This window comes from uncultured Nitrosomonas sp., from assembly GCF_902826915.1.
Lineage (GTDB): Bacteria > Pseudomonadota > Gammaproteobacteria > Burkholderiales > Nitrosomonadaceae > Nitrosomonas.
Genome location: NZ_CADEGP010000019.1, coordinates 1 through 24,569, shown reverse-complemented (window position 1 = coordinate 24,569; position 24,569 = coordinate 1). Strand labels below are relative to the sequence as shown.

The window sequence follows — 24,569 nt, the reverse complement described above, 5'->3', positions numbered from 1 at the left end:
CGGTTTAATGGTCGTGGCTTGCGCCTGCTTTACCCAGCTCAGCCTTAATGGCAAAACTGTTACCGCTCGCGTATTGCTCTCCGGAAGTCAGCCCCTTCAGCACCTCAACCATTTCGCCATCATTACGCCCCAGTTCCAAAGGGCGAACTTCAAAATAGTGATCATAGCGACCGAATACCACAGACCAATCGCGTAGCGTTTGAATGGCAGCCACTGAAACAGCCACAGGCACTTTAATTTCTTCTGCCACTAATTCGACGTTTATAAACATACCGGGACGCCATTTGCCCGCTTGATTATCCAATTCGACCCGGGCTGTTGCGGTGCGTGTTTGACCACCGATTAATGTAGAAATATAAGTAACGGTTCCATCACTTTCCACATCGTACGCAGTCGCTTTTACCACGACTTTCTGACCCTCCCTAACTACATTCAAATCTTTTGGATAAACCGTAATAGCCGTCCATACGGTGGACACGTCAGCGATGGTATAAATTTCTCTGTCTTCTTTAAGTGCTTCACCCAATGCAATAGTCTTAGTAATAATGATTCCGGAAATCGGTGCGCGTATTTCATAATGCGTAAAATTGGTCTTCAGATGGTTCGATTCAGGTTGTACACCCAACGCACGTAACTTGACTGAGGCCAGTTCCAGCGCAATCTCGGCCTCATTCCACAGTTCCTGCGCCAGAAGAAATTCCTGTTTGGCGGAAATCTTTTCTTCCCACAATTGTTTTTCCCGTTCATAAGTCGTCTTTGCCAGAGCTATTCGTTTCTTGGCAACATAATATTGACTGCGCAAATCCGCCAGCATTGGACTTTCTATGACTGCCAGCACATCGCCTTTTTTCACGTGCTGACCAAGATTGCCTTGAACAGAAGTCACCATACCAGCAACCCGCGGCACTACCCGTACAATGGTGTGTTCGTTAAATGTCACTTCACCCGGCAGTTTGAGTTTTGGCTTGATGATCGCTGGCCCTGCTGTCAAAAGCTCAATGCCCATACTTTTCAGCATCTCATCCGGAATTTCCACTCGCCCCTCAATCTGGCTGTCACTCCAGCGTATTACTTTGCCATTGCGTGCAGCTGCAATGGCAATATCGAATGAATGCGGCTCTTCCACTACTTGGTCTCCCAGCAGATAATCCGCTTCGGGAGTAAATTTGAACAATTGTGCGGGTACTCCCAGCCGGGATAATGTAATTGCGAGATTGGCAGCTGTTGGCGGCAATAACTTACCCTTTTCATACAAATAAATCCGGAACTGTGGCGGCACGCCTTTCTCAAAGATAGTCAGTTCTACGCTAAAATCACTATCGGTGAATAACTTACCGCCTCTTGGTCCAATACCCGGTTGATTTTCACCTGATTTTTCATAGGTACTGGTGCTCACTGCTTCCTCTGTCACCGCAGAAGGCTTATCCAGCGTTAAAATCAGCCCGCCCACTACAATCCCTATGGCAATCACAATCAAAATTGGCATCCATCGCGCTTTATTCATAATTTAATCCTTAATCTTTTTCCTGCCGCTACGGTTGGCGTATGTTAATCTCATGATTCGGCTTAACACTATCGATAGGTCCTGCAATCAGGCGCTCGATGTCATTCACCAGGCGCTGATAGTTTGCCAGTGCACGTACATAGAGCACTTGATTCTGAAATAAAACACGTTGCGCATCCAGCAACTCCAGCAAACCAAATTTCCCCAATTCATAGCCCCTGCGCATCACATGGAAAGCACTCTTAGCGCCGGGCAATATCTCGTCACGCAGTATGTTAATTTCATTCCATGCCGCTGACATCATTTCATAAGATTGCGTGAGCTCAGTTTTCAATCGCAACTCCATCGCGGATTGCTCATCGACGGCTTTGTCCACGCGTTGATAAGCATCTTTGATATTTCCTTGATTACGATCGAATAACGGCAGTGGCACCATCACGCTAGCCACAGCCGTGTTACCACCCAGTTGTGCGTGATGTACAACGCCTGCATTAATGGTAAGGTTAGGGATGCGGCGCGTTTGCTCTACTTCCAACAATGCTTTACGTTGCTCAATATTTTTCATCGCGCGCAGTGCCATTGGGTTTTTTAATACACGCTCTTCTAGCATTTGGAAACTAGGAGGGGGAATCAATATTTCAAGATTCCCCAAGGCTTTATTGAATTGCGGAGAGGCGCTATCCCATAACAATGCCAGTCGTCTGCGCGCTGATATTAAATCCCGTTGCGCTTGTTCATATTCAATACGCGTAGTCGATAGCCCCACCTTGACCCTGGTTTCTTCGATAGGCGCCACTTTCCCGCCTTGCACACGTTCGGTCACACTATTAACCACGTTTTGTGCAACTTGCCGGGTTTCTTCAGCAAGCCTGAGCCGCTCTTGCGCAGCGAGCACTTCCGTATACACATTGGCCACTCTGGCAATAATTTCCACCCGCCGGATTTCATAATCCTTGGCGGCCAGATCTTCACCCAGTAGCGCAGCGTTAACCCGAGCCGCGCGTTTCCCACCCAGCTCAATCAATTGCCCGATCCGGATGGTGGTCAGCTGCTGAACTACTTCCTGCGCTACTGAATCCGCTGAATTGAGATCACCACGAAGCTTTTGTATGTTTCCGATATTCTCAACGTTTACTGACAGTTCCGGATTCCTCAGTAAACCAGCCTGCAATGTTGCCCCTTCCAATGCACGCATTTCCTTGGAAAAAGCTGCCAATTCAGGGTTGCGGAGTAACGCAAGGTTAATTGCGTCACGTAAAGTCAGATTATTTCCCGCATCACCGACTACTATTGAATCGGTTGGATAACTTTTTATTCCATTAGATGGGGCACTAAACAAATCAGTACTGGCTTTTATCTGGAATGAGAAACCCAGCAATAAAGTAGAACTTAGTAATAGTATAATTCGTAATTCTGGAGCTACCCAATAGCATAACGCTATGAACAGATTGCTCAATTTCATGGAATCCCTCCGTAAGTGCTTAAGCCTATAAAACAGGTATTCGACAAGCTTGAATTGCCCTGTTTTTGCGGTGTTATGGATCGAAGGAACGATCCACAAACAACACAATTTAAGAATTTAGCTTAAAGCAATGCTGCGAGGAGGACGAAGAGGTAGATCGGGGATTACTTCAGGAATAATGGCGGAAATGAATACGGTTAAAACTTCTGTGGCGATCTGATCAGGTATCAGCGGAAAAGAATTAAAGAAAAAAGGTTGATACTGTCCCGTTGAATGCAGGCATAAATGGGTTGTCGCATCAAGATCAGCACCATCCTTGGAAACATTGGTTCGATGCGATTCCAGATGTGTGGCGGGATCAAGGGACAGCGCCTGATGAGCATGATCCAGTTCATGCGCAAATACCTCTCCTCGAAAGGATAAACTAAGCCCATTCGCCAGTATGCTAATAATTAGCATAAAGATAATAGGATAAATAGGATATCTCCGCATAGGATCCAAATTTTTTATATGTAAGCAAAATGTTACACGGATATAATCATTTCACATTATTCGAATATTTGCAATTTAGAAATTTTTGTAAAAAAATTCTGGCCTTCTATGTATTTCGAGGCGTGGAAAAATATAAGCAGAATAAAACTTGAATATCTCGTAATTAATACGCAGAAATCATGCCTTATTTATATTAATTTACAATCAACAAGATGATCCATCCAGCGATTATGCGGCGCAGGGAAAATAAAGCACCCCGCCGCAAGCAGCGGAGTATTAACTGCGCTCTCCAATCTGCTGGTTTTCAACCAGCTTTCGCCCCAATGGGCGGGGAATTGAACCCTCAGAGATTAAAAGATTTCGTCATTTATTGTCTTAAATCTCAGATAACACGGATTCGCACAGATGCTACTTTATGGCTCTGAAATCTGTATTCATCTGTTTTTATAGGGGGCTGTCTGTTCCACTGTACGCGTGGTCATTGAAGTACTCATTCCGTAGCCTTTTAGTTAGTTCGGAATTTTCTAGGATTTTCTTGCAAAGGTACAAATTGGGGCAGGTGTATATTTTAGATACGTTTCTAATAAATTCATGAAGTGTGAAAAATGTTGTTATCGACACTCCATTTTTTATGGCATGCCGTTAATTTAATTGTTAAATCTTAGATGCAGAATCATGGGTGCGACATTTTGTCGCATTGTTTTTTCTTCCAGGAAGAAAGATACTCCTTATAGGTATTAGCAACAGTATTAAATAGTCAAAATTATGAATACGACTAAATCCCTATTATACAATTACTTTCTTAGTATTTCTCTTAGGAAATAGAATAAACATGAACAAAATGAAATTACTTGCACGTACATTGACTGGCATCATGCTGATGGGTTTGGGGCAGAGCGTTCTGGCGCATACGCGCCTAGATGTTCCCACGCAAACTGAAGGAACTCGGACAATCAATAATATCGTAATTGGTCACTCCTGCAGTGATACTGTCCGTGTTATTGGGACATCAGTTGTATTTCCAAATGGTCTGGATTCAGCTATTCTCGTGGATGGTCAGCCGCATGGTGGTCCATTGACTGATTTCCTGACAAATTATGGAAATAATTTTCAGCTTTTATGGAATCGCGGAGCATTCGATGCGATGGCAGAGAAAAAAGACTCAAACGGTAACGTGGTTGGATTCTGGGTGGGCGGTGGACCCGGTATGCCGAGCGATTTGAATGTTGCCACGCCTGTGAGACTTACAGCAGCCGGAATCGAACCGACATCCTGCGCCAGTAGCGTGAAAATCAGTGTTTCGATTGCTAATATCTGCGAAATTACCGGTGTGGGTGATTTTAACAGCAGAGATGGTGTCGTTGATCTGTGGACGCATAATAACCTGGGCACCCCATATGATCGCGTGAGCACAACCGACGATGGCCCGGCTTCATTTACTATTACGCGCGATCTGGTAACAAATCCATTGCCTTCATCATGTGGTGGTACTGGCGTCACTGTAGAAGTAAAACCATCGGCCGCGCAAATTAATCGCGATATGCCAGTTGTAATTGACGGGCAACAGATCTGGCCGCTGCCGTAGATCGCTACACCATGAGCTCTTTACGGAGCTTGCCGCAACGGGAAAACCCGACAAGATATTGCTAGCTTGTCGGGTTTTTGTTGATGGGGGTGCGACATTTTGTCGCATTGCTATTTGTTTGTCTGAACAAGATAATAAGATCAGGTACTACGATAAAGGTGTAGTTCCAGAAATAGCTTAATGCGTCTTTACGACATGAGGAGAATTAATTATGCAACCCAACATCTTGAAAAAATTATCAATCAGCATTTTTATGTTGGCGTATACGATAGGTTATGCGCAGCTCAGTGGAGCGGATGAAGGTGGTGCAGTATTGGATCCAACAGGTACCGTTAGAAATTTTACCGGTTATGCGCAAATCACCTGCTTTGATAACGGCAATGGACCGGCTGATTATTTAGAAGCCGATATAATAGACCTTTCCGCCCCAGTGGAACATTTATTGGTTAATTTGCTGTTGCTAAAGGGTGACAGGGCGATTAGTGTCAGCGACACAGTTTCAGGGGATGCAAATCCAAGCCCACCCATTATACTGCAAGGAGGGAACGGGGTTTATTTGTTGGTGGTGAACAAAACCGATGTAGGTCCAAGACAATTTATAGTCGACTATCATTGTAAGACAGCAACAGGTGCTCATACCGGAACAGATATTAATGTCAAACAATTTGAGTGATTCTTGACGTTTAGGATGTTAAACCGTGATTTATTTGATATCCCAGTTTCTTGTAGTGGTGAGCCTGGAAGATGATTGGATAGCATTGTCAAATGATTCAAATAATCAATGAAGGTACCAGAACAATGATTAAGAAAATAAAGTGGTTGTTCTTTATAGTTCCAATGCTGAGTCTGTTTACAACGACATCAGTTGCAGAACATCTGGATAAGATCTCCCCTGCCTGTACGCTGACTACATTGGAAGGTGCGCCCGCGCATAATTTGCAGGAATTTAAAGGGAAAGTTGTTTACATGGATTTCTGGGCATCTTGGTGTCTCCCTTGTGTGAAATCCTTTCCTTTCTTAAATGAGCTCGATCATGATTTAAAAGAAAAAGGCTTACATGTCATCGGCATTAATCTGGATGAGAAAGTTACAGATGCCCAGGAATTTCTTGCTAAATATCCGGTGGATTTTTCTATTGTTGCGGATCCCAGTAAACAATGCGCCAAAGGTTTTGAAGTAATAGCAATGCCAACATCCTATTTAATTGATCGAAAAGGAAACATTCGGCATATACATCGAGGATTTCGTTCTGGTGAAACTAACGAGTTGCGTGCTTTAATTACTCAACTTGTGATGGAACATCCATAAGGACCTACATCGACGACCCCAATTTTCATAAAAAAAGTCAATATGCTACGATCGGTTAGGCTAATGCTTATAAGCAGGTATCGGTTTGACAGGTTGTATCAATGGGTTCATTGGTAAATTTAGACATGCTGTCTCCTTGTATGCATAACAGATGTTAATGAGGAATGACGTTATAGTAAGCCATGTATTTGTATATCGGTTATAGCAGATTCTCTGGTCTGATAGACATTGCCGGTCAATCTCTTTGCCTACATTTAAGGCAACAATCAGAAGTCTATTTGCCCCTATACTTAGCACATTCATCTACAACCTCATCCACAGATTTTGTGGAAAAAATCTCTTACTGATTATTGGTATTCTACAAAGAAAAACGATCTTCCAGCCAGCCCGCCCACTTCACCGCCATGACAATCAAATCAGCACGATACTTTGCATTATATTTTTTTGGAGTACGCGAATGATAATAGGCTGCTCTCGTCCAGATGTCGCCTTTATCATTCTTGATATGTAAACGGACTCGCCAAGCGGCTAGATCATAAGCATAACACCCCGAATTTGCTACATGGGCAGGAGTAATGCCATATTTGGATAAATCTTGAAGAAACAAAGTATTAAATTGCATTGAGCCAACATCATGAGTACCGTTACTGTTACGCACCCATTGACCTGGTTTTCCGCCCTCTTTCGGCTATTGCGAGTAAGATATTAGCTGGTATTTCATACTTAATGGCTGCTGTAATTGAGCACACCACTCTTTCTTGCATATCCGGTGGCAAATCCATCATCGAACAAATCGCTTAAATACCTTATTCATTATTTACCCCTTCCTTGCGAAATATTGTTCATACCTGATGATTCCTGGGCCTGGCCTTTTTCAATGGCGTTGCTACAGAGCCAATTGCTAGCATTGTCTGACGGTTACCGCGAATCGGCGGCGAGCTGGGAGGAAGTATTAACTGACTTGAAACAGCGTGGTCTCAAGATGGCGCCTAAATTGGCTATCGGTGATGGCTCTCTTGGATTCTGGAAAGCGGTCACCAAGCTCGGGCCAGAAACCGATCAGCAGCGCTGCTGGGTGCATAAGACTGCCAATGTATTGGAAAAACTACCCAAGGCCATGCAACCCAAAGTCAAAGAAGCCTTGCATGATATTTGGCAAGCGGAAACCCGGGAAGATGCATACAAAGCCTTTGACCATTGCATCGAGCGTTTCAATCCGAAATATCCGGGTACGATGAACTGCCTAGCCAAGAACAAAGCTTCCATGTTGGCTTTCTATGATTATCCTGCCGAAAACTGGCAGCACATCAGAACCACCAATCCGATTGAATCAGTATTTGCTACTGTCAGACTAAGAACTGCCAAAACAAAAAATTGTGGAAGCCGGATAACAACACTGACGATGGCATTCAAACTCATGGAAACCGCACAGAAGAAATGGTTCCGGTTAAGAGGTTATAATCTGTTAGCAGATGTAATCAATGGCGTTAAATTTGTTAACGGTATTAAACAAGCAGAGGATCAAAAACAGAATGCCGCTTGATTCTCTATACACCAGATTTGACTATAGCTCTACCTTTATGCAGAATAACCCTTTGTACCGCTATCAGGCAGGGCAAACCTTCCAATTCCGCCCTTTTCGTCAACCATGATAACGGTATATACGTTACATTATTGGGTATAAAATAGGCTCTTTTATGAAACCCATAAATCTCGTAAGCCTCAGCATAATATTGCTCGGCTCATTTTTTAATGATTCAGTCCGGGCGGAAGGAGGGCACTTCGGTGGCGGGCATGGAGGAGGGCACTACGGTGGCTGGCATGGAGGAGGACACTTCGATGGCTGGCATGGAGGAGGCCACTTTGGATACGATTTAGCCTTGGGTTTAGGTTATGGTGTAGGTCACTATGGTTATGGCGCGCCTTATTTTCCCTATCCATATTATCCCTACCCGCCGGTGGTTGCAGCACCCTCGCCCCCATCAGAGTATGCACAACAGAATATGCCACCAACTCCCGAGCTACAAACCAACTATTGGCACTATTGTCGGAATCAAGACGGCTACTATCCGTATGTCAGGGAGTGTCCGGGCGGCTGGGAAAAAATATCTCCACAACCTCCCTTACAATAGACACTTTATCAGGTAGATCAGGTACAGGTATGTCCTAAGAATGTCTCTTAATGATTGTTCGGAACATCTTGATGTAAAACACAAGCATGATTAAAGGTGCCTTGTTCTATTTAGAATGTACTATGGGTGACTGAAAAGCGAGATTTGAGTGATTGCGCCAAATCATCTATGAAAACATCACCCGGGTAACCATTGGGTATTATAAGATAAAATGTTAAAGCCCTCTCGGTCGTACTCATGCCCCAGATATGCAAATCATGAAGCCTGTTACGCCTGGAAGCTGGTGCAAATATCGGCTATAGCCGATATATCGAAATGCGATGGTAGGGCAGAGAAAGTGCTAATTGTATCGATTCTCTCAACAAACCCCCTTGTTAGGAATCTGGTAACATGCGGCACAATGCGGCAATATTCTTCTCTCTGGAAGGGGGCGGCGCGACCTATAAATATACAAAGGTTTAAACTAATTCTTTATGAACAACATTGAATGTTCTTTTGGATAGGTGGACATTTAACGGAGCCATAGGAACAAAAAGCGCAGCAATCTCTGGGTTTTGGCTTAAGCAAAGTCACGCAATTTTACAATCATAAAAGTATTGGCACAAGTCGCTTGGCATGATCTCTCTTTCGTAATGCAGACAATATGGGCAAGTAATAGTCGATTCTAGAATAATATTTGTCATAGCTATTAATAGCCATATTAAGTGTATTATATTTTTAATCAATCATAATGTTTGAATTTAAAACTACTATCTTTTTATATGTAGGTAAGTAAATAGTAAGGTAAGAGGGAAAAATGGCTTTGTTTCATAATTTGGTGTGTAATAAATACATTTACTATACCTAATATGTTTCTAGTAGAAGGTTCATAATAGATTTATTTATACAATGCTTCAGTAGTGTCCGGTTAAATTAGCTGTTGAAACGATAGAAGCCAGTATTGATGAGGATTGCAGAGAAAATATTTTGGTGCCGATTTGAAATCATATTTTGCAAATTCAGGTTCGAGTAATCTCCAGAAGTTGAACCTTCTGGAGGTGATCTATGAACTTTGGAAAAACGCTGTTCGCACAACTGGTGGAGTTTGTGCCATGGACGAGCTTCGCGAGAATCGTGGCTCGTCATGGTGGCGATTCGGGCGTGCGCAATCTGAGTTGTACCGAGCAATTCCGCGCCATGGCTTTTGCGCAGCTGACCTACCGCGAGAGTCTGCGAGATATCGAAGCCTGCTTGCTGGCCAACCAGGCGAAGCTGTACAGCATGGGTTTTCGCGCGGCAGTCAAACGTTCGACACTGGCCGACGCCAACGAAGCACGCAACTGGCACATCTGGGAAGACTTGGCTACATTGCTGATCCGGCGTGCACGCAAACTGTATTGCAACGACAGCTTCGGTGTCGATCTGACCAATACGGTCTACGCACTGGATGCGACGACCATAGACCTGTGCCTGTCGCTGTTTCCATGGGCACCGTTTCGCACCAGCAAGGCGGCGGTCAGATTGCATACCCTGCTGGACTTGCGCGGCAATATTCCGGCTTTCATCCACATCACGAATGGCAAGACCCACGAAGTCAACGTGTCCTTCGAGGCAGGGGCTTTCTACGTGATGGATCGGGGTTATCTGGATTTCAGTCGCCTGTTCACGCTGCATCAGTCGGGGGCGTTCTTCGTAATTCGCGCCAAACGAGGAATGAACGCGCACAGGGTGTACTCGATGAAAGTCGATCGAAGTACCGGCATCATCTGCGATCAGCGCATCGTGCTCGACGGTTTCTACATCTCGCAGGACTATCCCGAACAACTGAGGCGCATCCGCTTCAAAGACCCGGAAACCGGCAAGACGTTGGTGTTCCTGACCAACAACACGGCCCTGCCTGCACTGACGATTGCCGCGCTGTACAAAAACCGCTGGCAAGTCGAGCTGTTCTTCAAGTGGATCAAGCAACATCTGCGTATCAAACGTTTCATCGGCAACAGCGAGAATGCGGTGAAAACGCAGATCTGGTGCGCCGTCGCCACTTACGTGCTGATCGCCATTGTTAAAAAGGAGCTTCAAATTGATGCCTCGCTCTACACTTTGCTACAGATTTTATCGGTCTCTGTTTTTGAGAAAAACCAGTTGCGACAAGCCTTACAAGGCGCCGTCTACATTCCAGAACAGTGCGGCGCCGCTAACCAACTAAATTTGTTAAACTTTTAACCGGACACTACTGACAATGCTTATTAGTAAACTTGATAAAAATAAAGAATTGGATTTATATCATCAAGCTTTGAATTTAAGAGTTGCAAGGCAAGAATTGCTTTCAAGCAATGTAGCAAATGCAGATACTCCTAATTTTAAGGCGAAAGACATTGACTTTTCTAGTGTACTACGTGAGAAACTTGCATTAACAACAAATACAACCAAAGTTGGTTTAATAACAACATCTTCAGGACACATTAGCACTGATCCAACAGGGATCCTCGAAGGTAATTTATTATATCGTGTTCCTTTGCAACCTAGTGCAGATGGAAACACAGTAGATATGAATATGGAACGTACCCAGTTCGCCGATAACGCCATTAAGTATGACGTGATCATAACACTTCTTAATGATAACTTTAACGACTTATCCTTAGCCCTACAGGAGAGATAAATATATCTTTATTTGATGTATTCGATATAGCAGCCCAGAAATCCCTGCGCAATCTTAACGCTCGACCGGGCGTAAGCTTTGGCTAACTAATTCCAATTAGAGATAGAAACAGTAATAATATAGCCTTTGCCTTTGGTTGGCACGGAAGGCAAGTGAGCTGAACACTTGAGGCGGCGATGGAGCGGCTAAAGAAGGCCATAACGGCGGCAGAACTCAGAGCTGCACTAGCGATCGCGCTGCCATTGGTACTAGGTTTGAGGCTGGAACAGACGGCGCTTGCTATTGGACGCACGATAGGTGTCACTTGCAGAATGCGCACCCGATATGATTCAGCGACGGGAGAAGAAAAGAAAACCACACGCAGCAAATGTGAGCTACGTAACCGCGCTAAGGCCAGCCTGAAGCAGGAAGTCAGGATTCTGGATGAAGCCAGCATTCTGGTTGTTCAGTTTAAAAACATTATTATCTGTCATTGCGGGGTTTTCCTTTCTTGATAGTTGATCTGGGGTGTTCTTTATCAACAGATTACACCGCTCTCTTCTCTTATCAGACACCAGAAATAAGCATAGCTCGGATCCCTACTGTTATAACCGCCACCACCATTAATCAGTATGTGCTGTTATTACGTCCTCATCAAGCCGCGATAGCGAATTTTTTATTGTGATCTTTGTTGATCTTTCTGATTGGCGCATCATGACATCTTTTACACTTGAGTAAGGTTTGACAGAATTAACACGCATATTCTGCGTTCTTATTAGGGCAGGTGTGAGGGAGCTCTTACGCACAATAGGGCCTACTTTCCTGTCGCAACTTTTCCGGCAATCTCGTTATTTGCTAATCGATTAAACATCTGTGACTGGTCGCAGGCGAAAAATATCTTCCATTGATTTGTGTTCTTGCTTCTTTGGCTTCATCTAATTCACCAGAAACCACAATAAATAACTTATTCCACTCAACGGCAGTGTTCGGCAATACTTCAGAAACGACTATTTTATTTCAAGCTTCCATAGGAATTAAAACCGATAACTCCAGGTCGCCGCAAGTGCCCCTTTGCGGTCAAGCTGAAATCCGTTGAAATCATTCTTAACCGGTTGTATCCATTCAAAACCAAAACGATTACCTGCAAACCGTCCACTTGGGATGATGGCATTCAGTCCCAACCCGACATCCCAGAATTGTCCGCCATAATTTGCGGGAAAATCCATCGGGCCAATACGCGCGTTGAATGAATCAAAGTCCCGCTGTACCGCGCCTTGCAGGGTATATGCACCTCGCACGAAAGCTGTTAACCATTGCGTCAGATCAAAACCACCCCACGTTGTCGCCTGAAAAATATCACCCAGACGGTAACCGGATTTATTTTTCTCTTCCATGCGTTTGACACCACTCAGTTGCGCACCCCACGACCAACGGCTTTTCTCTCCGGCATAAGTCAAACTTGGCATAAAATCCCAGGTACCACTCCCAAGCTGCATGCCAAAATGGATCAATCCACCATCAATCTGAGCCATGCGACGCAATTCTATATCCACCTTTCCGGTAGGTGCACTAAGTCCCAGATTCATATGGATGCGATGACCGGGAATATTGATCAACTTAATGAATGATGAAAAATACGTATCCCCGACAGCGCCGGTTTCATGACCCGAAGCACCCCCATGTTCGTGCACACCCGGTACAGGAGGTGGACGCCCGGCCAATTCGCGCAGATTCATGTCCATGTCCATGAAAGTCGGCATTAGCATGACATTGAGCCATTTCGTCGGTGCATACATGATATCGAGCATATGCATGCGCATGTTCATGTATGCGGGTGTGAACCGGCATGGCGTTGCATCGTTGCAACCTTGATCAACAACTGTTTGATCACTCACTTTATGTGCGCCATGCATCATGCTTCCATCGGATTTACCCAGCATAAACCGGTAACCCATCATGAAATCTCCAGGTTTATCGAGCATATGACCGAACATAATGCCCGCTGGATGAGTTTTGTGGTGATGGTGCTTGGATGAATCCTGATGATGAGAGGAATTACCTGTAGGCAGGGACAAATTGGCTGGTTCTATGTCAAATTTCAGTGCCGCATTTGCCACATAGTAATCAAAATCGGCAAAACTGTTATTTCCGCTTCCTATCTGCAGAGAGCTGACGCGAGTATAGTATTCAAAACCGGCTTCCAGCGCGACGCCTTTTCCGAGCATCTTACTCAATGTAACTCCACCACTGATTGCCCCAAAACCTGCTAAACGATGATCGCTGGAAAAATTATCGGGTAATTTCCCCGCATCGAATGACATTGTTTTGGCTATAGCGCTAACTGATAGCCCATCAACTGAGTTGCCATTTTGGTCAACCAGATTAAAAATCGAATCGCCAAAATATTGCACATTTGGATTTTTAGTATCAATCCAGATTTGGCGACCTAGACTATCGACTTCATTTCTTAGATAAGTCTGTTTAGAAAACAAATAGGGTCGATAAAAGCTTGCAGCATCTTGAGAATAATAGCGAATCCGTGGTGTCAACGTCCACCCGCTCCCAATCGGTTGCACCCAATTGGCATCAAAGGTATGGGTATTAATGCCCCAATCATCCACTGATAATCGGTAACCGAGATGTAATGCCGCATCGAACGCACCGATATGCTGAACATATTTAGTGTTAATGGCGACTTGATTGCGGATATTGGGTCGCTGTTCAATGAGCGCACGCAAATCACCGGCAATCGGTGTTGTCTGGCTATTGTTTAAAGCAGCCGGATCAATAAAAATCACCGACATCACCTTATAGGGATTCTCCATAAACCCCTCGCTACGGGTATAACCAATATTGGCATCAATAAACGCAATCTTGGTTAGAACCTGAGTTAAGCCAACATTTGCCACCCAATCATACCGATTACCTTGCAATATTTCAGAACCGCCACGGCTTGTAATTTGCTGGGAAAATGCAGTTTTGGTGATATAAGGTGAGGCATCAGGGTCCAGAATGGCGCCAATCTCACTATGCGTATATCCCCCCCCAAATTTAACACTGGTTAGCTTTTGATTAAAATCCAAACGCCCGCCAATATTGCCATAGCTGGATTTATAATCCCTCTCTCTTGAAAACCCGCCGCCTATATTGATTGCCGCTTCATTCCGCTCATGACTTAAACCAAAATTAGCCTGATGACGAGTTTCGGGTGAAGCTGATGACATAACCATCACCGACCGGCTATCTTTACCCTGTAACTGACCACCTTGGGGATCCCGTTGAATTGGATTTAAATCTCGATCTAAATAGACTGAGCTATTAATAATGGGAGAAGCACCAACAACCACTACTCCTGCTTCAGTATTGCTTAAAATGGGGCGATTGCCGTTGGCAACCAGCGGAGAAATCGTAATCGGCGTAGCACCCGACCAGGTGTCCTGCGTATAGCCAAAAGAAAATTTAGTACGGTCTGTCAGTGAGAAATTACCACTGCCATGTAAAACATCTGCAGTGATTGGTTTTAAACTTTGGGGCACACCAAAGAGATTTCGCTCGCCTTCCTGATAACGACTATACTGGAAATTGATCCGGTCTGTTCCTGCTGCATGCCCAGGTGCTATCAATAGACCTGGCAATACCAATGCGGCAGATGTTAATGCATGTAGTGTATTTCTTGGTTTTGGAGGTGGGACTGATTGATGGCTGCCATCCTGATGCTGGGGCATAACTGTTTCGCTGTAAATTTTATTTACCTTAAAAAAACAACCGCTAATGAAGACTACCTAATAACAGCCACAGCCACCGCCGCCCGAAGATGATTTATGGCTTGGAGCAGCCTCGCGACTGCTGTAATTGTGGGATTGTAATTCACTTTGTAAGGGATGGGGATCCAATTCCATCTGAGGTTTTGCAAGATTACCTCGCTCCCATGGCGCCACATTGATACAGCCAGCCAGCGCAATACACATTCCGACGAGTATTAATCGAATCGTGACATATCGTTTTTTCATAAAATTGAGAACAGCACCACAAGTCCTGTGTTTAAGGGTGTTCCATCACCAACTGCGTAATTAAAGCGCGTAATTGTTCAGATTCACCGGGACGGAATCCTTGATGGATATGACGAATATTTCCTTTTCGGTCAATTAAATAGGAAGTTGGCATCGCCATTACTTCAAAACCTTTAGCACACTGTTTACTTGGATCCGTAACAATCGAAAAATCGACTGGATATTTAGCAATAAATTCTTGCGCATCGGTTACTTTTTCATCCAGATTAACACCGATCACACGCAGACCTTTATCCTTCAATTCATGATCTAGTTGATTTAAAAAAGGAAAAGATTTTACACAAGGCGGACACCAGGATGCCCAGAAATCCATGTAGACAACATTCCCTTTCAATTCCTGCAAATTATGGGCAGGGGCACCCTCCAATGTAGTCAACGTACAAGCAGGCGAAATCTTATCAAGATGCTCTGCAATTAAAGGCATTGCATACAGACTAAACATTGGAATTAAAAAAAATAACCACTTTATTTTTTTAATCATTGCTCTTGTACCTTCATTGATTACTTGAATTATTTGACCATACTGTCTAATCATCATCCAACCTAACTACTATAATAAATTGGGATATCAAATAAGCCACGGTTTAACATTCAAAAAGTCAACAATCATTCAAACTGTCTGACATTAATATCTGTTCCGGCATGAGCACCTGCTGCTGTCTTACAATGATAGTCAACGACAAATTGCCTTGGGCCTACATCGGTTTTGCTCACCACTAACAAATAAACTCCATTTCCACCTTGCAGTATAATGGGGGGGCTTGGATTTGCATCACCTGAAACTGTATCGCTTACACTAACCGCCTTGTCATCTTTAATTAACACCAAATTAACTAATAAATGATCTACTGGAGCGGAAAGATCTATGATATCGGCTTCTAAATAATCAACCGGTCCATTGCCACTATCAAAACAAGAAATTTGCGCATAGCCGGTAAAATTTCTAATAGTACCCGTTGGATCCAATACTGCGCCCCCTTCATCCGCTCCACTGAACTGTGCATACCCCAATGTACACGCCACCATGAAAATGCCGATTGATAATTTTTTCAGGACTCTGAATTGCATAATTAATTCTCCTACGCCATTAATAACTGTATTAAACTATTTCTAGAACTCCACCCTACAGCAGTGCTCCCTCTTATTATCTTGTTCAGACAAATAAATAGCAATGCGACAAAATGTCGCACCTCCATCAACAAAAAACCGACAAGTTATTGCATGCATGTCGGTTTTTAAATCGCTATTTACACGAATGCTTCATTTTAGAAAACACAAACTTGAACTACAGTAAAAAAGTAAGTAGCTAAATCGTACTGTTTCAGTGATCAAATATTAATTTATGTAATACGATTCTTTGCCTGGGTTACAGGCGGATTTCTAAAGGGAGACAGCTAATGGAGGGCGTTGTGGCTGTTCAGGTATAAATGAGGTAAAACCGGGATTAAATGAAGTAATTGCAGTAGTGTCGTTAGTGGGTATGGGCGCACGATAGCCCGACAAAATCTGGGTATAACTGTATGTGTCACAAGAAGTATCGTCGCATGGCAGGTTTGCTAGCAAATGGTCGGTTAGCCCTCAGCTTATGACAGTCACCATGATGATGATTATCAGCTATCATTGTCTTATCATAGTGCTTGCTAAAATCTTCCTGCATACACACTGACAGAACGGCAGCAGCAATGCCTTGCAGGGGCAGCTCCAGCATGGAAAAAACAATATCCACTTGGATTTTAAAGTTTCCATTTTTTTAAACACATTTTAGTGCTCATGCGATGTCTCGCCTTTTTTCATCTCCCCGATCAAGTAATAGGCATTGTTCCATGCCACTTTAGCGTTCATAGGTAGCGGTTCGAGGAGGTTGATTTCCACCCAACCTTCACTAGAAATGCCTGTTCTTATTTCAACAGGACTGAACACCCATTCCATTTTTCCGCTTTCCTGGCGCGTGTGCGCCATAAAAATGTAAGGCTTACCTTCCTCTATGATGATGGCTTCTTCCGGTAGAGCTTTAACGGACTCACTTTCTGTGTGGATTTTTCCACGGATGTACATTCCCGGAATAAGAAAGTGTTCTTTTTGATCGATCTCGGCGTGCACACGAACTGCCATAGGTTTTCTCTCAAAATTCTTTTCAACAGAAAAGATTATGGCTGATAAATTTTTATCCGGAACTGATTGAACCGTGAATGATACTTTTTGACCTTTTTTTACTTTATATATATCTTTCTCGAAAACCATTAGATCAGCATGTATATAATCATTATTTATAACACCGAACATTGGTGCTTGGGGATCTATAAACTGCCCTGTCTGTATCAATACTTTTTCGATATAGCCATCAATAGGGCTTACTACCGGTACATATTGAACAATATTCCCATCCCTGACCTTTCTCACCTCGATATTTAATTGCTTCAATTGCGTTTCAAGACCTTTTGCTTCTCCCTTGATGGTTTGGTAGTCAGCTTGCGTTTGTTGATAGGTCTTTCCTGAGCCTATCCCTTCATCGTAAAGCCTTTTTTGACGGACATATTCTTTTTCCAGAAATTGCATCTGGTTATAGACTTTTATGTATGCGATTTGGAGGTTTGTTAGGTTAGGGTGTGAAAGGTAGGCTAGTACCTGACTTTTTTTTACTTTTTCTCCCTCAATTACTTTGATATCAATTACATTGGCTCCTAAAATAGCCGTCACTATGGCTTTATGCTGGGGAAACAATTCCAATCTGCCGTTGACATTCACCACCCCAGAAAGCGCACGTATAGGTATCGTATCTACTTTGATGTTAAGACTATTAAATTTTTGCGTTGAAAGATGCACTGCATTCATTTCTTCTGCGTCGTTATGTCCTTTGTTGGCGCTATCCTCATGAGGATGCTCATCATGGCCATGCTCTTTTTTAGCATTTCCTTTCTGAGACGCCTGATTTTTACCATCTCCCAAATTACTGTTGTCAGCCGATTTGCTAGTACAACTGGTAAGTAAAATTGCTATTAAGACCAAGGTAAATGGGAATAGGATGTATTTTTTCATCGTTATTTACTCTTTATTTATTTGATTTTCGCGTTAGTTTGAGGTTTTTAAGAAGTATTCCAGCTGGTAGCGACTATCCAGATAATTGCCAAAGGCATTCCATGAGTCGACTTCAATACGAATCGCTTCTCTCATGTTTTGCAGAAATGTTACATAGTCTATGGCGCCTTCCTGATAAGCAGTAACTGCTCCGGTTTGCTGCTCCCTGGCCATAGGAAGCGCCGTGTCCCGGTAGTATTGCCATGAGTTCAGCCACTTGATGTACTGCTCACGGATATTCTGATAAGCCGCAGCTAGTTCTAGTTGAGATTGCTGAAGATTCTGATTGGCAATTGTGTGTTCGATCTTTGCAGCCTGCGATCTTCCCAGTTCCGGTGCAAAAAATAACGGTACTTCAATGCCAACCTGAAATTGATGAAGTCCAGGCAGACCAGATATTTCTTGTTTGCCATACTGTAAACTTAACTTGGGTAAAAATTGCGAACGCCTCTCTTTGATAGCAGCCTCTGCTACACTAACCTTTTGCTTAGAAACATTAAGTACAGGATGGGCGTCTATAGAATCTGATATTAAGTTCAGTGGACTTTCCAATTGATTTGCAGGGATATCTGGGACGGTGAATACAGTGTCAGTGACAAACCATAGGTTCAATCGATGCAGCGCACTTAAATAGTCGCGATAGGCCTGTTCTTTCTGTATCTGCACTTGATTTCCCTGATTCGAGGTTGCCAGGTATTCCAACTTAGAAGTCGCTTTAACTTCAAGTCTTATCCGGGCTGCCCGTTCAATATCCATGAATATCGAGTCCAGCCGTTTGTAAACCTGATAATTATTTTTAGCGGTATACGCCATAGCCCAAGCTCGGCTTACTTCCCGTTCTACTTCTATCACAGACAGGTTAAGCGCCTTCTCAGCCAATGCCACCCGCTCTTTTTGTAGCTCCAGTTTAGGAACAATACCAAATATATTAATATTGCTCTGTTTGATACCAACATTCATATAAGTAGTTTCTGGGGTATACCCTATCTTTTCTGCACCAGTGAAGATTGAGGTACTACCAAGGTCCCAAGCGGTTTTTTTCTGAACTTCTTGGTTTTCTATTTCAAGTCTTGCTGCCTGTATCTTTGGAAAATTCTGTAAAGCTAATTCCTTAGCTTGCTCCAGGGTAATCGTTTGCAGACTATCTATCGGCTGTGTTTGTGCATTCACTGTAGAGGCAGTGCCAAGTAGGATACTAAGCAGCCCACCGCATACAATCAGTATGAGAAATACGTTTGTATCAGGGCGTTTAAGGCTTATAAGGTTTTTCTTATTATTACTTCGACTCTCCACGAAAGCGTAAATTACCGGAAGCACTATAAGAGTAAGCAGAGTACCCGAGATCAAACCACCAATAACTACAGTTGCTAAGGGGTGTTGCACTTCAGCGCCTGCTGACACAGATAATGCCATGGGCAAGAAGCCGAGTATATCTGTAGCATCTGTAAGTAAAATAGGCCTGATTCTTTCCTTAACTGCTTTAAGTATCCGCTCCTCAATATCGATAATTCCTTCTTCTTTTAACGAATTGAATCGACTAATTAATACTAAGTCATCAAGCACGGCTATACCAAATAACACAACAAAACCGACTCCAGCTGAAACACTAAAAGGTATATCCCGTAACCAAAGAGCGAATACCCCGCCTATGGCCGCTAGAGGAATGGCGGTAAAAAGCATGATCGACTGGGAAAACGACTTCAGGGCAAAATACAGCAAAACGAAAATCAAAAAAATGGTAATTGGCACCACGATAGCTAATCGATTCTTGGCTTTTTGCAGGTTTTCAAACTCTCCGCCGTATGTAAGATAATAACCAGGTGGCAAATTCAGCTCAGCATCCAATTTTTGTTGGATATCTTTCACTACGGATTCCATATCTCGTCCCCTGATGTTCACTCCCACATAGGTTCTTCGGAATACATTGTCGCGGGATATTTGCATGGGACCCAGCACAAAGTTGATGTCGGCCAACTCCTTGATCGGAACCTGATTGCCGTTAGGCAAGTCGATATAAAGATTGCGTAAATCGTCAATACTTTTCTGGTGGGTTTTATCAAAACGTATGACCATGTCAAAGCGTTTTTCTCCTTCAAAAATCACTCCAGCCACACCCCCAGCAAATGCCGATCTGACATATTCATTCAATTTATCAATATTCAACCCATATTGAGCAATTTTTTCTCGGTTATAGCGCACGGTCATTTGGGGCAGGCCGGAAGTCCGTTCGGGGTTGACATCACCAACGCCGGGAATGGTCTCGATGATTTTAGCCATCTCATCTGCTTTTTGCGCCAGCACATCAAGATCATCACCATATAACTTCACGGCCACATCTTCCCGGACACCCGTTAATAACTCATTGAAGCGCAGCTGAATTGGTTGGCTGAAAACCAGGTTGACTCCAGTCAGCTCGTTATCAAGCTTTTCTTTGATTTTCTCAATAAGTTCATCTTTTGACTTGACTGAAGTCCATTTATTTTTGTCTTTTTCCAGAATAATGAACATATCAGCTATATCCATCGGCATAGGATCCGTGGGAATTTCTGCTACACCAATCCTGGCTAAAGCGATTTTTATTTCCGGAAAATTTTCCAGCAAAATGTTTTCTATTTTTATCGAAACATCAATGGCCTCGCTGAGACTACTACCCGGCCTGATAAGTGCTTGCATAGCAATATCGCCTTCCTCTAACTGCGGTATAAATTCGCCACCCAACCTGGTAAATGTAAAGATGGCAGCAGCCAGTAACACAATCGCCGCAATCATGACAATTGCTTGGTGCCGTAGGGCACTTTTTAGTAATGGTAGATAAACAAGCTGGAAGCCATTTATGATCTTTTCTCCGACTTTCTCAAGCGATCTTTCTAACTTACCAGACCAGTTCTTTTTGTTCTTTAGTGGTTTTAAAAATAAGGCTGACATCGCTGGGACATATGTCAGGCAAAGGATAATGGCTCCTAGCATGGTAAACCCAAAAGTGTAGGCCATGGGGTGGAACATTTTACCTTCTATTCCAGTAAGGAATAGAATAGGAACAAATACGATCAGTATAATTAGCTGACCGAAAATTGCGGTATTCATCATAGAACTTCCAGCTTGGTAGGCTAGTTCATCCATGACATCTTGATCAATATCGAATTTACCGGCCTTAAATTTTTTTTGAATTTCATATATGGTGCGTTCTACTATAATCACTGCACCATCAACAATAATTCCAAAGTCAATAGCCCCCAGGCTTATCAGATTAGCCGATACGTTAAAAAGCTTCATCAAGATAGCGGCAAAGAGGAAGGACAAGAGAATGGTACTGGCAGTAACAATGCCGCCTCTAATGCTACCTAGAATGATGACTAAGGCAAAAATTACAACTAGCGCACCTTCTGTGAGGTTCTCTCTTACTGTGCTGGTAGTCCGTTCTATAAGCGCGCTTCTGTCAAGAAAAGGTCTAATCTCCAAGCCTTCTGGCAATGATTTCTGAACTTCAGCTATGCGCTTTTGCACGTTTTGGATTACAGCATTAGAATTTGCCCCCCTTAGCATCAAAATCATGCCACCTACAGCTTCGCGGCCATCCTGCGTGAAAGCGCCATAGCGCACTTGGTGACCAAAATGTATTTTTTCCACTACATCTCTGATTAAGACGGGTATGCCATTTACGTCTTTAATAGCAATATTTCCTATATCATCAAGTGAACGTACCAGACCTTCCACGCGGATGAAATTGGCCATGTTATTTTTTTCAATGTAGGCACCCCCGGTATTGTTATTATTGCGCCGCAAGGCCTCAAATATTTCAGAGATGGAAACATTGTTGGCATTGAGATTTTCAGGGTTGATTGCTATTTCATACTGCTTAATTTTTCCGCCAAAGGCATTTATTCCGACTACGCCTTCTACCAAGGCTAATTGTCGTCTTACGATCCAATCCTGGATAGTGCGCAACTCAGTGGGGGAGTATGTCGTTTCATAGCCAGGCTTGGGCTGGAGGGTATATTGATAAATTTCTCCCAACCCTGTTGTAATGGGCCCCATAGACGGACTGCCAAAATTTTCAGGTATTTGTTGTCTTACTACATTAAGTTTTTCCTGCACTAATTGCCGTGGCAGATAGGTGCCCATATCATCTTCAAAGACGATGGTTACTACCGAAAGGCCAAAGCGAGAAATCGAACGAATTTCCGTAACACCGGGCAGGTTGGCCATAGCCAGTTCCACAGGAAAAGTAACAAATCGCTCGATGTCTTCAGTAGCCAGATTTTGTGAAACCGTGATTACCTGTACCTGATTATTGGTGATATCGGGTACCGTACCAAGGTTCACGGTGAACAATGAATATATCCCTGCGCCTATCAGAGCTAGGGTAAGCAAACCCACAATGAGTTTATTTTTTATAGAAAAATAAATGATGCTATTAATCATGCACCTGACCTATTATTAGATAAAATTATCTGACTCTAATGATCAATCCAAGGGTAATCTCCATAGAATTGTCGTGATCAAACAGTAAGTCTCGGCAGAGGTATAGATGTGACTTGCTTACCTAGTTGGCGCCTAATGGCAGCATCGAGCTGGCATTAACATAGAGAGAAACGATGACTTGTGTGCTCGGCTATCACATCCATTTGCCTGCTGTGATCTGAATAGCTAGTTATGTGCTTAGCCTAAACATTTGCTAAATTTTGAATACTAACTATTAAAGCAGCTTGGACTTACGTTTTAACTGTGAATGATTTTACGAGGAGGGCGAAACGGTGAATCTATAAAAGATTCTGGAACTTGCGACAGAATAAGTTTAACAGGAATCTCTTTACCTGCGATTGGTACTAATAAGGGGAATTTTGCAAAAAAAAAGGGTTGATATGCTGCGCTGAGACATATGTGTGCCGAAAGATCCAAATTCTTTTCATCAGAAAGTTCGTTAGTCAGATGATCTTCCTGCATTGTTTGTGCTGCTGAATGTGTGAGATTATGACGGTCAAGCTCATGTGCAAATACTTCTCCATGGAAAGCCCACGCAAGCGTATTTGCCAGCAAACTGAGCGACAGTACTAACACTATAATGTTAGGTAATTTACACATTGTAACAGCATAACATATCTGAAAATAAATGTTATTATTTCTGGTCTTAAGAAGTTAAAATACATGCCTCGCGTCAATTATCATTTTACTAGACTAGCAGATATGTCTGATAGTTTAGAGCCAACAGATTTACCATTCAATGGCAACAAAACTCCAATCATTAAAAATTAACCAATTAAAGTTCTTTTCCCGCTATTTATATAAAGATACAGCTTCAGCCCTTGGGTCATCGGATAAACTCTCTATCTTATTTAAGATTTATGTAACACACTTGCTGCAGAATATTAAGAATAACTACAAATCAAATACAATTGCTAAAGCTTGTTTGATCGATTGCAAATATTCGCTCTCAAGCCTGCCTTGCTTTTTGCCTATTCGAGAGATATCAATCGCACGTAATTGCTTGAGATTAATATGACGATCTTTATCCAATTTGTTAATACTGGTTGGATTCAGATTTACTGCAAATGGCCAGGATTTGTGGTTAGGTAGCATTGGTGCCACAACCAGGGTTTTGGATTGGATATTCACAAGATCGCCCTGAACAATTACGCACGGTCTTAGCTTTTTAGTTTCTGCTCCCTTGGTTGGCTCCAGATCAACCCAATAAATATCTAGTTGCTTAAATTCAGTCATTCGGGAGACCATCAGGCAAGGTTGTATCCCATTCCTTTAGTTCTTTCTGGTAGTCGGAATCCTGGGCTTCCTCCTGATTTGCCTTGAGCAAAGCTTGCTTGATATAGTTTTTGCGCTCTTGTTTCAAAAGTTCGTTGATATACGCACTACGATTATCACCGGCAATATTATTCAGAAAAGTAAAACTTTCATCATCCAGTGTAATAGTCGTTCGATGTGTCATACTATGTTCACACTATTGTGAATAAATAGTTATCATACTATATAGTATGATAACTAAATACTCCATCTGATATTTATTACAAAAATTCTTTTCGATAAGTCCCCTATCTAACTATTGATAACGTATTATCAATAGGATAGTCAATTAAGAAATAATAACACTTTAACGTCGTAACATGTAAACGTTACATTCATAAAAACGTTATAATGCTTCTTAAATTACTGGAGAAATTTTGTATGAGCAATTTATCAAAACGATCGACTATCTATTTTGATCCTTCTATCCATCAAGCATTAAAAGTTAAATCGGTGACTTCTTCACGATCTGTTTCTGAATTGGTGGATGAAGCACTCAGACAACTCATGAATGAAGATCAAGAAGAT

20 protein-coding genes and 2 pseudogenes are annotated in these 24,569 nt (G+C 42.9%); 8 read left to right on the top strand and 14 right to left on the bottom strand.

Features of this window, described 5'->3' with window-relative positions; genetic code table 11:
• Positions 1-4: 4 nt before the first annotated feature.
• The 3 genes from QZV86_RS05140 to QZV86_RS05130 form a co-directional block, all read right to left on the bottom strand.
• Entirely contained in the window at positions 5-1,504 is a 1,500-nt protein-coding gene (locus QZV86_RS05140) for an efflux RND transporter periplasmic adaptor subunit (protein ID WP_295624704.1), read from the bottom strand.
• A 28-nt stretch (positions 1,505-1,532) separates the two neighbouring features.
• Positions 1,533-2,966 (bottom strand): TolC family protein, encoded by a 1,434-nt coding sequence (locus QZV86_RS05135; protein WP_295624702.1) that lies wholly within the window; start codon positions 2,964-2,966, stop codon positions 1,533-1,535.
• A gap of 117 nt (positions 2,967-3,083) precedes the next feature.
• Positions 3,084-3,425: a hypothetical protein gene (locus QZV86_RS05130; protein WP_295624700.1), complete on the bottom strand. Its 342-nt coding sequence runs from the start codon at positions 3,423-3,425 to the stop codon at positions 3,084-3,086.
• A gap of 865 nt (positions 3,426-4,290) precedes the next feature.
• On the opposite strand from QZV86_RS05130, the gene QZV86_RS05125 reads away from it, so the two are divergent.
• The 3 genes from QZV86_RS05125 (at position 4,291) to QZV86_RS05115 (ending at position 6,351) form a co-directional block, all read left to right on the top strand.
• On the top strand, positions 4,291-5,043 hold the full coding sequence (locus QZV86_RS05125) for a hypothetical protein (protein WP_295624698.1): 753 nt from the start codon (positions 4,291-4,293) through the stop codon (positions 5,041-5,043).
• A gap of 211 nt (positions 5,044-5,254) precedes the next feature.
• Positions 5,255-5,716 (top strand): hypothetical protein, encoded by a 462-nt coding sequence (locus QZV86_RS05120; protein WP_295624696.1) that lies wholly within the window; start codon positions 5,255-5,257, stop codon positions 5,714-5,716.
• Between the two features lie 125 nt (positions 5,717-5,841).
• Positions 5,842-6,351, top strand: a complete 510-nt coding sequence (locus QZV86_RS05115; protein WP_295624694.1) for a TlpA disulfide reductase family protein — start codon at positions 5,842-5,844, stop codon at positions 6,349-6,351.
• A gap of 358 nt (positions 6,352-6,709) precedes the next feature.
• Here the strand turns inward: QZV86_RS05115 and QZV86_RS05110 are convergent, their stop codons facing one another.
• Positions 6,710-7,009 (bottom strand): hypothetical protein, encoded by a 300-nt coding sequence (locus QZV86_RS05110; RefSeq protein WP_295624692.1) that lies wholly within the window; start codon positions 7,007-7,009, stop codon positions 6,710-6,712.
• A 231-nt stretch (positions 7,010-7,240) separates the two neighbouring features.
• Between QZV86_RS05110 and QZV86_RS05105 the strand changes: the two are divergent.
• Together QZV86_RS05105 and QZV86_RS05100 are read left to right on the top strand one after the other, a co-directional pair.
• A pseudogene (locus QZV86_RS05105) lies at positions 7,241-7,894 on the top strand (IS256 family transposase); the annotation flags it as partial.
• A 154-nt stretch (positions 7,895-8,048) separates the two neighbouring features.
• Complete coding sequence (locus tag QZV86_RS05100) at positions 8,049-8,483, top strand: hypothetical protein (protein WP_295624690.1); 435 nt, start codon at positions 8,049-8,051, stop codon at positions 8,481-8,483.
• Positions 8,484-8,954: 471 nt separating this feature from the next.
• Here the strand turns inward: QZV86_RS05100 and QZV86_RS05095 are convergent.
• Positions 8,955-9,166: pseudogene (locus QZV86_RS05095) on the bottom strand (GDCCVxC domain-containing (seleno)protein).
• 361 nt (positions 9,167-9,527) lie between these two features.
• Between QZV86_RS05095 and QZV86_RS05090 the strand changes: the two are divergent.
• The 3 genes from QZV86_RS05090 to QZV86_RS05080 all read left to right on the top strand — a co-directional run bounded on the left by QZV86_RS05090 (position 9,528) and on the right by QZV86_RS05080 (position 11,615).
• Positions 9,528-10,685, top strand: coding sequence for an IS4 family transposase (locus QZV86_RS05090; RefSeq protein WP_295624688.1), 1,158 nt, complete (start codon positions 9,528-9,530; stop codon positions 10,683-10,685).
• A gap of 16 nt (positions 10,686-10,701) precedes the next feature.
• Complete coding sequence (gene flgB / locus QZV86_RS05085; RefSeq protein ID WP_295624686.1) at positions 10,702-11,121, top strand: flagellar basal body rod protein FlgB; 420 nt, start codon at positions 10,702-10,704, stop codon at positions 11,119-11,121.
• Positions 11,122-11,297: 176 nt separating this feature from the next.
• Positions 11,298-11,615 (top strand): hypothetical protein, encoded by a 318-nt coding sequence (locus QZV86_RS05080; protein ID WP_295624684.1) that lies wholly within the window; start codon positions 11,298-11,300, stop codon positions 11,613-11,615.
• A 519-nt stretch (positions 11,616-12,134) separates the two neighbouring features.
• On the opposite strand, the gene QZV86_RS05075 is transcribed toward QZV86_RS05080, so the two are convergent.
• The 9 genes from QZV86_RS05075 to QZV86_RS05035 all read right to left on the bottom strand — a co-directional run bounded on the left by QZV86_RS05075 (position 12,135) and on the right by QZV86_RS05035 (position 24,186).
• Complete coding sequence (locus QZV86_RS05075) at positions 12,135-14,825, bottom strand: DUF3570 domain-containing protein (protein WP_295624682.1); 2,691 nt, start codon at positions 14,823-14,825, stop codon at positions 12,135-12,137.
• Positions 14,826-14,882: 57 nt separating this feature from the next.
• On the bottom strand, positions 14,883-15,110 hold the full coding sequence (locus QZV86_RS05070) for a DUF4266 domain-containing protein (RefSeq protein ID WP_295624680.1): 228 nt from the start codon (positions 15,108-15,110) through the stop codon (positions 14,883-14,885).
• 31 nt (positions 15,111-15,141) lie between these two features.
• Positions 15,142-15,708, bottom strand: a complete 567-nt coding sequence (locus tag QZV86_RS05065; protein ID WP_295624678.1) for a TlpA disulfide reductase family protein — start codon at positions 15,706-15,708, stop codon at positions 15,142-15,144.
• A 68-nt stretch (positions 15,709-15,776) separates the two neighbouring features.
• Positions 15,777-16,238, bottom strand: a complete 462-nt coding sequence (locus QZV86_RS05060) for a hypothetical protein (RefSeq protein WP_295624676.1) — start codon at positions 16,236-16,238, stop codon at positions 15,777-15,779.
• A gap of 693 nt (positions 16,239-16,931) precedes the next feature.
• Positions 16,932-18,206 carry an efflux RND transporter periplasmic adaptor subunit gene (locus QZV86_RS05055; protein WP_295624674.1) on the bottom strand — a complete coding sequence of 425 codons (1,275 nt, stop codon included), beginning with the start codon at positions 18,204-18,206 and terminating at the stop codon, positions 16,932-16,934.
• 33 nt (positions 18,207-18,239) lie between these two features.
• Positions 18,240-22,667 (bottom strand): CusA/CzcA family heavy metal efflux RND transporter, encoded by a 4,428-nt coding sequence (locus tag QZV86_RS05050; protein WP_295624672.1) that lies wholly within the window; start codon positions 22,665-22,667, stop codon positions 18,240-18,242.
• Positions 22,668-22,964: 297 nt separating this feature from the next.
• Entirely contained in the window at positions 22,965-23,327 is a 363-nt protein-coding gene (locus QZV86_RS05045) for a hypothetical protein (protein ID WP_295624669.1), read from the bottom strand.
• A gap of 294 nt (positions 23,328-23,621) precedes the next feature.
• On the bottom strand, positions 23,622-23,963 hold the full coding sequence (locus QZV86_RS05040) for a type II toxin-antitoxin system PemK/MazF family toxin (RefSeq protein ID WP_295624668.1): 342 nt from the start codon (positions 23,961-23,963) through the stop codon (positions 23,622-23,624).
• Positions 23,956-24,186 carry a CopG family transcriptional regulator gene (locus QZV86_RS05035; protein WP_295624666.1) on the bottom strand — a complete coding sequence of 77 codons (231 nt, stop codon included), beginning with the start codon at positions 24,184-24,186 and terminating at the stop codon, positions 23,956-23,958. Before QZV86_RS05035 ends, QZV86_RS05040 begins: the two co-directional genes overlap by 8 nt.
• Positions 24,187-24,569: the final 383 nt, after the last annotated feature.